The sequence below is a fragment of the Paenibacillus sp. J22R160 genome, assembly GCF_059692135.1.
This window is the reverse complement of the sequence record NZ_JCAUAU010000009.1, coordinates 101,291-114,122: the sequence shown is the minus strand read 5'-3', so window position 1 is coordinate 114,122 and position 12,832 is coordinate 101,291. Positions and strand designations below refer to the sequence as shown.

General features: G+C 44.6%; 9 protein-coding genes. All 9 read right to left on the bottom strand.

The window, feature by feature from the left end; translation table 11 throughout:
* Positions 1-81 precede the first annotated feature (81 nt).
* Positions 82-846, bottom strand: a complete 765-nt coding sequence (locus AC58UW_RS19430; RefSeq protein ID WP_497422256.1) for a PIG-L deacetylase family protein — start codon at positions 844-846, stop codon at positions 82-84.
* A gap of 13 nt (positions 847-859) precedes the next feature.
* Positions 860-1,843: a BadF/BadG/BcrA/BcrD ATPase family protein gene (locus tag AC58UW_RS19425; RefSeq protein ID WP_497422255.1), complete on the bottom strand. Its 984-nt coding sequence runs from the start codon at positions 1,841-1,843 to the stop codon at positions 860-862.
* Positions 1,843-3,351, bottom strand: coding sequence for an argininosuccinate lyase (gene argH / locus AC58UW_RS19420; RefSeq protein ID WP_497422254.1), 1,509 nt, complete (start codon positions 3,349-3,351; stop codon positions 1,843-1,845). Before argH ends, AC58UW_RS19425 begins: the two co-directional genes overlap by 1 nt.
* 8 nt (positions 3,352-3,359) lie before the next feature.
* Entirely contained in the window at positions 3,360-4,121 is a 762-nt protein-coding gene (locus tag AC58UW_RS19415; protein WP_497422253.1) for a creatininase family protein, read from the bottom strand.
* A gap of 84 nt (positions 4,122-4,205) precedes the next feature.
* A complete protein-coding gene (locus AC58UW_RS19410) occupies positions 4,206-6,707 on the bottom strand; it encodes an NEW3 domain-containing protein (protein ID WP_497422332.1) in 2,502 nt (833 codons plus the stop codon).
* A 175-nt stretch (positions 6,708-6,882) separates the two neighbouring features.
* On the bottom strand, positions 6,883-8,613 hold the full coding sequence (locus tag AC58UW_RS19405; protein ID WP_497422252.1) for an ABC transporter permease: 1,731 nt from the start codon (positions 8,611-8,613) through the stop codon (positions 6,883-6,885).
* Positions 8,614-8,628: 15 nt separating this feature from the next.
* A complete protein-coding gene (locus AC58UW_RS19400; protein ID WP_497422251.1) occupies positions 8,629-9,711 on the bottom strand; it encodes an ABC transporter ATP-binding protein in 1,083 nt (360 codons plus the stop codon).
* A gap of 59 nt (positions 9,712-9,770) precedes the next feature.
* On the bottom strand, positions 9,771-10,895 hold the full coding sequence (locus AC58UW_RS19395) for an extracellular solute-binding protein (RefSeq protein WP_497422331.1): 1,125 nt from the start codon (positions 10,893-10,895) through the stop codon (positions 9,771-9,773).
* Between the two features lie 54 nt (positions 10,896-10,949).
* Complete coding sequence (locus AC58UW_RS19390) at positions 10,950-12,107, bottom strand: ROK family protein (protein WP_497422330.1); 1,158 nt, start codon at positions 12,105-12,107, stop codon at positions 10,950-10,952.
* Positions 12,108-12,832 lie beyond the last annotated feature (725 nt).

Here is a 12,832-nt window from a genome sequence, read left to right as displayed (position 1 = left end):
CTTCCAGATCCTTTATGTTACTGGTAAACCCACTCTTTTTAATTTCGCCATTATCTCAACTAAGTCGCGTAATTTAATCCATTAAAAACTAGATTTATCAACTAAATCGATAATTATTAATTTGTTTGAGAACTTTTCTGCCGTCAGGTCGACCTGATTACCGTTGGCACGAATTAAGGTGTAGTATTCATAAGGCCCAATGACCGTAAAATCGTTCTGCATCACACCCGGGTAGGCCCGGTTTACCGAGTAGACTTGGCTCTTATAAGATTGCAGTGCCTGTCCCTTCAATAATCTAAATTCACTGATATCCACTTTTCCTGTAATGATGCATGTACTCAGGGGTCCAGCGTCCTGGCAATGATCATAATAGTGAGGAACGGATATATAATAAAATTTAGGCAGCTGATCTGGGGGATAATACGCCTCCGATAAGATTACGGCCTTTTCTGAAGCGAGGGAAACGGCAATATGATCCGGATGTCCAGTAACCCCATCGAGCGGAAACGATAGGATTACATCTGGCTTTAAAGAAATAATTGTTTGACTAATCTGCTCTGCCAGTTTGTCCGGGTCATGATCCTTAAGGGCCCCGTCCGGATATCTAAATAAAAATAATCCGGTAACACCAAGTATAGAGCATGCCTTCCGTAATTCTTCCTCGCGGTGAAATGCTAACTGTTCTCGCGAGCTAAATTGAAACTCACCGGATTTCCCTTTACAGCCCGAAGTGACGCATATTAAATACACCTCGTGCCCTTGTTTATGGGCTTTAGCCATGGTCCCTCCGGCCGCAAAGGATTCGTCATCAGGATGAGCAAAAACGAATAATAATTTCTTACTCATATCATTCAACTCCTTATTTGCTGATCGAAGTCTTTAGATAAACTAGACCCATCGAAGTAACGCTGTTTATCGGTTCCTCCTGCATCTCAACGATTTGAGTTTGGGGGGCACATTCCTCGATTTTGGAAATCAAATGTTTACGAACGAGGCTAATATTTTGCAAAACGCCACCCTGCAGGATCAGCTTAAACGGTTTATCCTTCAACAATAGTTGCTGAATAATAGCTCGCACACTCACAAACAATTCCTCACTGGCTGCGGATAAAATACGGTTTGCCTCATGATCTCCAGCTATTGCCGCTAAATTAACCAACTGTGAGAACTCTCCTAATTTATCCACGGAGTAGTCCGAACTATAGACCCAATTGAACAGTTCTTCAACATGGTTAAAGCCCATATGAGGCAGCACCCATTCATCTAGTCTAGTTGCATCACCCCGACCATCATTCGTTCGAAGTATTGCTGTCACAGCCTGCTTGCCGATCCAGTAACCGCTTCCTTCGTCCCCGACCCGATGCCCCCATCCTCCAGCCCTGCCCGTTTGACCAAACTCGTTTATGCCAAACACAATCGAACCTGTTCCTGCAATGACGAGCACACCGGGCTGACCTTCGGTCGCACCTAATAGTGCGGCTAATCCATCATTATAAACCATTAAGTGCCCTACTTGTATAGACAGAAGGTAGAGTGAATCCTTTACCATTTCCATAATCATTTTCCTATCATATTCCGTATCCAAGCCGGCGATTCCAAATACAGCGCAGTCGATCTCGATAGAAGGTAGGATTTCGAGATTCTCGGTAATACCGAGATCCAGTATCGCCTCGCGAATACCATGAGCGATTTCCCGCGACGCCTTCTTCTTGCCAACCCCTTGATAATTACAAGGCCCTGCTTTTCCTTGCCCTAGTACATTTCCTTCCCTATCCGTAAGTACGACAAGGCTTTTGGTGCCTCCTCCGTCAAAAGCAAGTAGTGGAATCCTTAATTTCTTCATTAGGCTTCACTCCATAGAAGAATGACTTCATCCAGATATTGAATTGCACATCGGCTCTTTTCCCGGGCGTCTTGCAGCCACTGAAAATGAGACGAATACTGGAGCCTGCGGTCATCGATGATTCTTTTCATTTCTTTAGGATTTGGGCCTCCCGGCAACGTACGGATGTCCACAAAATGAACGGGGTCCATCGCCCTGCGCAAGTCTTCCTCATTTAGAGACACATCTCGGCCAATGATTTGTCTGGATGCGTCATTCACCATTTGAAGGGTGATTTGATTTGCGTTGAAACCTTCATCGATCGCTTTTTTTACCACATCGCTGACAATATGATGGGCCTTTCTGAATGACAGAGCATCCGATCTTACTAAAGTATCCGCCAGCTCGGTGACTGTTGCGAAGCTTCCTTCCGTCCTCTGGCGGAGCATTTCTTTATTGACCTCCATCGTGCCTATAACGGCGGCTAACAATCTATATAATTTATCCATAATACTTAAACTTTTCCAAGCATATGGCTGCATATCATCCTCGGTATCTACAATATCTCCGAAAGGCGTGTTATGTATCATGGACAGAATTGTATTCGTATTACCGACACAGCTCGACAATAACGCCCGCATATGTTCCAGTGAGACGGGGTTGCGTTTTTGAGGCATGATGGAGCTGATCTGGACGTAAGGAGCTCCTACCTTGAGCACGGCAAACTCTTGAGTACACCACAAGAGAAGATCTTGCACAACCCGTCCTAAATTAACTGCCGCAAGCTGGATGGCTGTCGCGATTTCTCCTAAGTAATCCGCGCCGCCTATCGCATCATATGAATTTTCGATAAGTTCGTCAAAAGCAAGCAGGTTCATCATACGTTCCCGGCTGATAGCAAAGCCTGAGGTCGTCAATGCTGCTGCTCCCATACTACTTCGGTTGCAATTGGCATAAGCCGCCTTCATGCGTCGAATATCCCGATTCAAGGAATCGATAACAGCCGTCACGTAGTGAGCTAGAGTCGTTGGCTGAGCCTGCTGCGTATGTGTATAGCCAATCATAACCGTCCCCAAATGCTCTTCTGCAAAATCCAGTAAATGGTCCTTTAATAGAAGTGCAGAAGACAGTGTCACCGCTAATTTCTCTCTAAGCACCATTCGATATATCGCAATTCCCATATCATTGCGGCTTCTCGCAAGATGCAAATTGCCAGCAATATCCCCGGCATGTTCCAGCAGCTGATGTTCGACCTGAAAGAATAAATCTTCGAACTCTCCGGTATACGAGCTGTGGCGCAGCGCCTCTAGATCAAGTTTTTGAATGGCTTTAGCTATTTGTTTAGATTCTTCTTCTGTGACCAGTTCTTGCTCGCGCAGCATGATCAAATGTGCCTTATTGATAGCCATCATAGGGCCTAGCAGATTTTCTTTTGCTTCATTAAACGCTGGCTCCAAAACAACCTCCGTATACGTTTTACCTGGAAAAGAGGAACCTTCCGATTGCAGCAGCTGTTCACGATAACCCATTTTACAATTCATCCTTTCCTATCATTTTGTGCTCTCATCACAAGCCAATTCGCGATTAGTTGATTCATATTCCGGGCGGCTTCTTCCACAATCGGCTCCCCAGCTTCATAGGAGGTTTGCCTAATTTTACCTGTGTATCCATCCCATCCTTGAGGCGTGCCCTCCACTAAAACATACGGCATTGAAGCTAAAGAGGGGTATGAATCTAATTCCAAGTCCGAATCCTGTACGGAAACCAGGTCAGGTCGAAAGGCTTTAACGGCAGACATTTCGTATGGCCCCCCATGGCCTCTGCCCGCAGTCCCTTGAAATATCCCCATTTGCTCAGAAAATTCAGTCGCAACCATTTGCCACCAGTTGATTAACAGGAAGCTCGCATCTTTATATGTACCGGTGATGGATTCGGCTACGGTCCGGGAAGGACCCATATTGCCATCGTGAGCATTGAGTAAGACAATATTTCGAATACCCAACTGACAAATTCCCTCTACGATGTCTGATAAGTAATCAATAAAGACAGATGGGCGGACAGAAACCGTTCCAGGATAATCTTGGGTTTTGCCTGGACAAGGCGTATATGATACTACAGGATAGATTAAGGGCTTAAGAGAAAAATCTACCATTTGTGCAAAGCCCTCTGCCAAGATAACATCAGTACCCAACGGTGAATGTGGCCCATGATATTCTAAAGAGCCCAATGGAACCACAGCAAATTGCGTCGTGTTCTTAACTTCATCTACCTCTCGCCCATGAACATTAATTACATTCATATCCCCATAACAACCCCCGAATTCATAATACATATGGAGGACACATATTATCGTGGCCTCCATATGTAATTAATTGGAAAATGTCTATTGCTGTTTTTGACTAATCATATTAACGAACATACGTATTGAGCCAGGAACCAGATTTGGAATTTCACGATACCAAACCAGCGAGCTGTATGAATAAACACCTTTTCCGTAAGGAGCTGTTAAGAAAGTACCCGTGAATTCTTTTTCACCTTGGTCTCCGTTAGAAATAAGCTCAGTGTACTCATTGCCCCATTCTGCAGGATTATAAGCAGAACGGTCCTGAATCCACGAATCCCAATCCGCATTTGTAATCTTGTTTGGATAATTGAAGATCGGATGATCCGGGGCCAACATCGTAACCTTGGAAGTTTCATCGGTTACCCTCCATTGAATAAGAGGCTCGCCAATCTTAATCGGATATGGCGCAAGCTCAGACTTCCACTTATCTTCAGGCTTGTGATATTGAACCACAAGGTTCCCGCCGTTCTTCACATAATCCAACAGACGTTGGTTGCTCGGAATCAGCTCCGGACGGAATGCGTATGCACGAATGCCAAGAACAATCGTGTCATATTGAGAGAGATCCCCGAATTGAATTGTCTTGTCATCCAGCTTCACAACATTAACGCCTACTTGACGCAAATACTCATCAATGTTATCAAAACCGCTAGACACGTATCCAACTTTCAAGTTTTGCGGGACTGCCAAATCAAACGCTTGAATTTTTAGCTCAGCAGACTGAACCAAGTACGTTTTACCAATATGCGGATATGAAATCACTTGAACACCTTCATTGCTCTGAACATCTTCATTCTTAGCTACCGCCGTAATCGAATACTTACCTGAGGCCACCTTGGAGGAGCCTTTGACAGTGAAGGATACGGATTTGGTTTCGCCTTTAGAAGCGAAACTAATCTCTTCAACAGCCGGCTCAGCCGTCCAACCCTCCGGCAGATTCAAGGAAATAGATGCCTTTGAAGCACCTGGTGTATAGTTACGTACTGTAACCTTAACCGGAATCGCCTCATCCGTTTTCAGTGTATTATATACAGTTGCACTAGGGCTAAGAGACATCGCATACGCTGGAAGAACTGCAACCGCATTTTGCGGAACTGCTCTAACCGTACTGGGTGTATCAAACGCATTGTATGTAACATCAGCCGTTAGGTTCGGTGCCTCATAAGGCTTGAACTCCGCAGCATCTTTAGGTACGGTCACATTGTACGTAACGGAAACCGTTTGATTATTACCAATCGAATCGAAGGTAACAGGACCTTCGGCCTTTGTTACCCAACCTTGCGGAACATTTAACTTTAACTGAATGTTTTTCAGGTCTACATTGCCGCCGTTGAAGGCAGAAACCACGACCTTGGTCGTTTGCCCAGCTACCAGTTCACCGGTATCTGGCTTTACTTTAACAACCAGCGATGTGGCTTCCATACTAGCTTTGTTCAATTGTGCATCTTTCACATTCAAACGATAGAACAAATCATCCTTCACGACTTGATCCAGACTGGAAGACTTCACATCGGCCAAGGCGTTTTGGACATCCTTTTTCATTTCATGAATTTCCCGAGCCACTTCCGTGAAGTTTGGAAATGCCTTGATCACCTCTTCACTGTCTTTTTGCAGCAGCTGTAAGTCCTTCGTTACTTTATTATCCTTGCCTTTGGTTTCAACTTCTTTAGCCAGGTCGTCAAAAGTAAACGCAATGCCTTCAAAGAAATTTGCTTCCTTTTCATTCGTTTTCACTGTAGTTGATGCAAGTGTATAGTAGTTACCGGAAGGACCTTCATCTACGACTCTGCCCATACCTTGGCTCTTATGCATAAACCTTGACTCCTCACCCAGCTGTACATAAGAAGCGCCATAGATATTATCATAATCGCCTACTGGAACCGTGACGTTATATTTCTTAGCGTCCGCTGGCAAATATAGCTTCTTAACTTGCCAAGGCTGCAGACCTTTCTTTAGCTGCTCAGGGAATACATTTGGGTCAGCGGCATCCTTGTAAGCCCGAACAGTAAGAACGTTAATCGTTCTATGATGGCCATGCGTCGAATCTTCATTAAGGAATGATGGAATGATGACATCCGGACGATCCTCACGGATCTTACGTATCAACCGCTCGTACGCAACGGACTCTCCCCAATGTTGAAGCGTTTCATCTACACTTTTAGAAAATCCAAAGTCAAAAATCGGATCATTAATTTCTTCACTAAGCATACCTAGTGTTACGTTAGTGATTTTAGAAGCTTCCTGCAATTCGCGCGTTCTGATGATTCCCAGGGGATTCCCTAGCTCGCTGCCGATTTCATTTTGCCCGCCCTCGCCACGGTTTGCGATAACGCTGAAAGTATTGACGCCTTTGCCAAGAGAAAGATAAGCAAGCACAGCACTATGCTCGTCATCTGGATGGGCACCGGTATTCATGGCACTTGCAATAGTCGCTAACGGCTTGATCGATTTCCATAGATCTACTACGCCTCGTTCTGCATAAGCAGGACTTGCCGTTGCAGGTAAGAGCATACTTCCTGCGATCGCAACGCTCGTCATCATGGATACTAACTTGGGGCTTGATTTCGACTTACCACTCAATTGAACTCCTCCTTTAATCATTCCTATCTCACACGGCAAGAAATGGCCAATTTCCCGCTGTTTATCATGACGTGGTTATGAACTCCTAGGTGTTCCCACGATATGACCGAACCTGTTTGATAAAAATCAGTGAACGTCAGATTGCGCTTCCCGCTTTATCCCCTGTAATCTTACGTGAAATAAAGAGAACAATGATAATCAGAACGATCTGCAAAACGCCATATGCACAAGCAGTGCCGAATTCGAACGAGTACATTCTCTGAAATATTTCTACTGAGATGGGAACGGTGCTTGTTTTAAAAAGCAAAATTGAAGCCACGAATTCGCCAATGCCATCCACGAACGCAAGCAGTGTCCCGGCCAGTATGCCGCTAAGCGCCATCGGGAACACCACGCGCCGGAAGCTGTACCACCAGGTAGCACCCAAATTGCGTGCTGCCTCTTCCGTGGAGGCGTCCATTTGTATCAAAGTGGCGGACGTCGAGCGGAAAACCAGAGGTAAATGGCGAACAAAATAGGCGATAGGCAAAATCCAGAAGGTTCCTACCAATACTTGGTTAAAGCTGAATATTGACGGCGTACTGAATGCAGCTATCAGATTAATACCTACAACTGTACCCGGTAGCGCCCATGGTAGCATAATAAAAATGTCCATTAATGACTTTCCTTTGAATTTCATACGAACCATCGCGTAAGCAGCGGCTACGCCAAAAATGACATTGCCTAATGTGGCAATGAAGCTCATTTTGAAACTGTTAGCCACCGGACGCCACGTTTTGCTATCGGTAAAAAGCTCCACATAGTGCTTAAAGGTGTACTCTGGGGGTAAAATTTGCGTAGTCCATTTTCCATCTACGGAAAAAGAGATAAGAATGATCACGAAAATCGGCAGAAGCAGGACAATGACACCGAGGAAGGAAAGCAGCATCGCCAAATATCGGCCCCACACCGTTTTCACTTCGGTCCTGTGCACAGAGACGCCTTTACTCATATTTTGATAATTACGAAGACTTTGGTACCAACGCATTAGAATCAAAAACAAAATGGAAACGAACGATAAAATCGTCGATTGCGTCGCAGCCATATCCAGATTGCCATTTGTACGCGACAAGTAAATCTGCATCGTCATAGTCCGTTCTATCCCAAAGATGAGAGGTGCCGTATAAGAGGCCATAGAAACCATAAAAACCAATAGAGATGAAGCGATAATGGCCGGTGTTAGCATCGGAATAATAACTCGCCGCCAAATATATAATCTTCCGGCACCAAGACTGGATGCAGCTTCCTCTAAGGACGGATCCAACCCCTTGATAGCGGACGAAGCTGTCATGTAGAAATACGTATACATTGTAAACGTATGGACAACGAGTACTCCCCACACGCCTTTAAGCGAAAAAGGGACGTGATCCAGGTGAAACAGAAGTTTTAGAACTCGGGGAATGATCCCGCTCTCACTATATAAAAACGTAAAGGATAGAACACCAATTAACGGGGGCAAAGCCATTGGAACCAGAACGAGCACGGCTAATATTTTCCGCCCAGGGAATTCATAACGCTCAAGCAAAAAAGCCATGGTGATACCAACGAGTGCGCACGTTATCACACTAAGAACTGATAAATAAATGCTAGTCCATAGGGCTTCCAGGTTTGCAGTATGTTCCAAGCTAAAGAACTTGGCGTAGCTTTTCATCGAAAACTGCCCATCTACTAAGGCACTTTGTAGAAAGGTCTGACATAAGGGAAATAGTACGTAAGCCAGTAATACAAGAAATAGTGGAGCTACTAGTACATAAACGAAATTGGGTGAATGTATGATCGAACGTTTACGAGTGACAGACTGTGTATAGGATTGCATTTCAGATTTCATCATCGGAACCCTCGTCTACCCCAGTAGGTATACACTTTCTTTGGGAATATATATGTACAACTCGTCACCACGCTGCTGGACTTGTGTTTTGTGATTGACAAACATGGCTTTCAGCGAAAGCGCCTGTACCTGAAGCAAATAATTGACGCTGATGCCCGTAAATTCTGAAATTATCACCTTGCCGATCACCGCATTCGTTCGAAGCTGCTCTTCCGGTAGTGCTTCACGAACTGACTCAGGACGTATGGATACAGTAATTTTTGTCCCAACTGTCAATGTTGTGTTCGGTGAACAATTACGGACTAAAGCCGTTAGCAAAAGATTAGGGGCAACTCGGATTTTCACTTCCTCCCCACAGATCTCTTCAATAACGCCTTCCCACAAATTTGACTCACCGATGAATGAAGCTACGAACCGATTAACCGGGTGGTGATATATTTCCTCGGGGGTCCCGATTTGCTGGACGACACCGCCATGCATGACCATAATGCGGTCTGACATCGACATCGCTTCCGCTTGATCATGGGTAACGTAGATCGTAGTTATGCCAAGCTCAATCTGCAGACGCTTGATCTCTAAACGTGTTTCTTCTCTAAGCTTAGCGTCTAGGTTGGACAAAGGTTCATCCAAAAGTAATATTTTGGGTTCAATCACGAGGGCTCTTGCTAGAGCTACACGCTGCTGCTGTCCGCCTGACAATTGGTCAATTCGTCTATGTCCGAAATCACCCAGATGCACCTGTCTTAAGGCTCGCTCTACTTTTACTGTGATTTCCGCTTTAGACTTTTTTCTAACCTCCAGGCCGAACGCTACATTTTCAAATACGGTCAGATGCGGAAAAAGCGCATAGTTTTGAAATACCATCCCTGTATTACGTTTATTCGGAGGCAGAATCGTAACATCTTCATGCCCGAAGACAATGCGCCCTGCGCTTGGATAATAGAATCCGGCGATCATTCGAAGCGTCGTTGTTTTCCCGCATCCGCTCGGACCAAGAAAAGTGAAAAATTCTCCTGGTTTAATTCTGATATCTACATTTTGGACACCCTTCACTTTTCCGAACGCTTTGCTTACATGTTCCAAAGCCACATCAATCAAGCGGGCTACCTCCTTTGTTGTAATAGAGGCGGAGAGTACCCCCCGCCATCACATGTGATTTATTTGCCGCCTTTACCTCTGATGTTTTCGTCCCAGTACTGCATCCAGTCTTTTTCCTTGTTAGCCATAACTGTCCAATCCAACTGCATAGGCTTTAATTCGACGCCCTTCAACCAAGCAGGAAGCGTATCTTTGCTAATATCCGTTCTGGTAGGAATTTGGAATAGTTTCTCGGCTAATTCCACTCGCAACTTGGAGTCAAATAGGAATTCATAAAACTTTTTGGCTGCGTCCATGTTTTTTGCACCTTTAACAATACCTACACCATCTACCAGAATCGGCGCACCGCTCTTCGGATAAATAAAGTCAAATGGCTGCTTCTGCAATTCCTTCTGAATCATGATATCTTGCATATTCCAAAGAGACAGAGTTCCTTCTTCACGCGCCAGCTTTAAATATAGGTTTGTAGGATCCTGCGCATATTCTTTCGTATTCGCATCCAGCTTTTTCAGCCAGTCGTAGCCTTTCTTCGGATCTGTAGCTCCACCTTCTTTAAACACCATCGCTGAGTAAATTGTTCTCATCGTACCGGAAGCGAGAACACCGCGAATGATGATCTTTCCCTTGTACTTAGCATCAAGCAGGTCATCCCAATCCTGAGGAGCATCTTCCTTTTTCAGCGCTTTAGAGTTATACATAATCACCTCAGGGAGCAGCATTTCGCCGTACCAACGGTCCTTCGCATCCTTATAGAGCGCCGGTATGCTGTCGCCGAAGCTAGGTTTGAAGCTTTCTAGGAGTCCTTCATCTGCCGCTATCATGAGCGAGGACTGGGTTCCACCCCACCAGAAATCCGCTTGCGGATTAGCTTTCTCTCCACGGACACGTTCCATGATTTGTTGAGCGCCCATGGTAAGCACTTCAACATCGACATTGGGATTTTTCTCTTTAAACTTTGGAATAATCTCATCCACAACGTTTTTATCTCTAGCCGTGTAGATGACGAGCTTTTGCTTCTCAGCAGACTTTGGAGTTTCTGCAGCTTTAGCAGATTCTGCCGGTTTATTTGTCTGGTTGGTTGCCTGCCCACCGCTAGGAGTCGCGCTCCCACACGCTGTAATTGCTGTCATAACAGAGCAAAGAAGCATGCCGGTAACCCATTTCGATACGTTCCCCTTTATCATTCTCATTGTTTAAATTCCTCCAGTAACTTATTTTTGGTGATCCGTTATGCATGTTTATGAAAGGGCTTCCAAGACAATTTGAATAGCTCCAATAATTCCTGCTTTAATACCTAAGGCTGCAACTTTGACAGGTGGTACGAAGGGAACCCATTCAGCTAGAAGCCCATTTAACTTCTTTATCCCCTGTTCGCCGATGTTAACCATTTCTCCATTAATGATTAACAACTCTGGATCCAACACACTTATCAAATTGACCATGCCATGTGCCCAGTGAACGTAAATGTCTTCCAAAAGCTGCTCCGCTTCACGGTTTCCAACCTCCGATTGCCTCATAAGTTCGGTGATTACACTCGTATCTTCATTCCAGCCTGTCAGAATCAGTCTTGCTTTTTCAATGATGCCGGAAACCGAATAATTTCTTTCGAATACGCCATATTCACCGCGTCGAGTTCGCCCGACAGGACCGATCATCATATAGCCGATCTCGCCAGCAGCTTCACGAAAGCCTCGATAAAATTGACCATCAATAATAATTCCTGCACCGATACCTGTACCTACATACATATGTACTTGATTGCGGACACCAAAGCCAATCCCCTGATGAAACTCACCAATCGTCATTAAGTTAACGTCATTCTCGATGAATACCGGGATGCTCAATCTCTCTTCCATTTCTTGCTGAACAGGTAGCCCCATCCAACCTGTGCTTGGCGCATAACTAATCGTTCCGTCCGTTCGCTGCGTGATTCCCGGAAGTCCAATCCCAATCCCTAGAAGACGGTCTTTATCAAACCCACTTTGCTTCAGTAGGTCTTCCACACCCACTTCCAGTGCGCGAATCGCCGTCTCCCCGTTGGTCGGCTGAGATAAACGGGTCCCATAATTGAAGAGCAATTCTCCGCTAAGATCTGCTATAGACATATGGAGAGTGCTACCTTCAAATACGGCACCAATCACACCTTTAGCTTTAAAATTGTACTCAAGCAGTATCGGTTTTCTTCCTCCTTTGGATTCACCGATGCCTACCTCGTTGATGAGGCCTTCCCGTATCATTTCATCCACTAAAGACGACACACACGGACGACTTAATTCAGTAAGCTTAGCCAGATCCGCACGGGAAACTCGCTTATATTCCCTAAGCCGACTTATAAGTACATGTCGATTCATTTGTTTAACTAACTTGGTATTTCCAGTTTGAGCGCGTCCAAGCACTTTACTCACCCCCTTTGATAGTTAAGATGACTAACAAAGTACCTTGATACAAATTTTAAAACTGGAGGGAATATTTGTCAATCCTATTTATGGATATATTTTCCTTCTCGTTTCGACCTTTTTCTCCTTCATGGTAGCCTGAAATCATAGGCAATATCAAAAGCAAGCATTGAAATCTCTCGGGTGACCATGTGTGCCCTACATATAGTTCGCACATATATCTGATAGATTCTTCTTGTTCGGATCGATCGGTTTTTGTCGATTCATATTCAGTATCCCATAAAAATAAAAAACCGCTGTGTATTTATCTCGATTAATGAATTTCCTTTTTTTGTACTACACCTACACTAAACTCCTATGATTTCTACTTTTCCTTCTTTTCCTACTTTTTAGAAATCTTGAGAAATTCAGTATAAACTAAGGAAAAAAGCGGCTACCGATAGTTCGGCAACCACTTTTCCAGTATCTCTTTACAGTATAATTTCACCAGCGACTCACATTGGTGCGTTTTGATGCTAACTACCGGACGAATGTACTCTTCGCAATTCCTCTACTGCAGCTACAAGGGATATTTCATTATTCGGGAGATGCTCTTACAATTCCTTCATTAGCCTAAACTGCCCGTTAACGTAATGAAAACGTAATGAAGCTGCCGATCTGTCGGCAGCTTCGTCATTCAACTATAGTTCTTTCTTTAGCTTAGAATCCTATCAGTTTTAACACAC

What these genes read in the sequence shown, in the direction of transcription:
- AC58UW_RS19425 (WP_497422255.1), bottom strand. Translation starts at nt 1,843, where the DNA reads ATGAAGAAATTAAGGATTCCACTACTTGCTTTTGACGGAGGAGGCACC.
- argH (WP_497422254.1), bottom strand. Translation starts at nt 3,351, where the DNA reads ATGGGTTATCGTGAACAGCTGCTGCAATCGGAAGGTTCCTCTTTTCCA.
- AC58UW_RS19430 (WP_497422256.1), bottom strand. Translation starts at nt 846, where the DNA reads ATGAGTAAGAAATTATTATTCGTTTTTGCTCATCCTGATGACGAATCC.
- AC58UW_RS19395 (WP_497422331.1), bottom strand. Translation starts at nt 10,895, where the DNA reads ATGATAAAGGGGAACGTATCGAAATGGGTTACCGGCATGCTTCTTTGC.
- AC58UW_RS19415 (WP_497422253.1), bottom strand. Translation starts at nt 4,121, where the DNA reads ATGAATGTAATTAATGTTCATGGGCGAGAGGTAGATGAAGTTAAGAAC.
- AC58UW_RS19410 (WP_497422332.1), bottom strand. Translation starts at nt 6,707, where the DNA reads ATGATGACGAGCGTTGCGATCGCAGGAAGTATGCTCTTACCTGCAACG.
- AC58UW_RS19405 (WP_497422252.1), bottom strand. Translation starts at nt 8,613, where the DNA reads ATGAAATCTGAAATGCAATCCTATACACAGTCTGTCACTCGTAAACGT.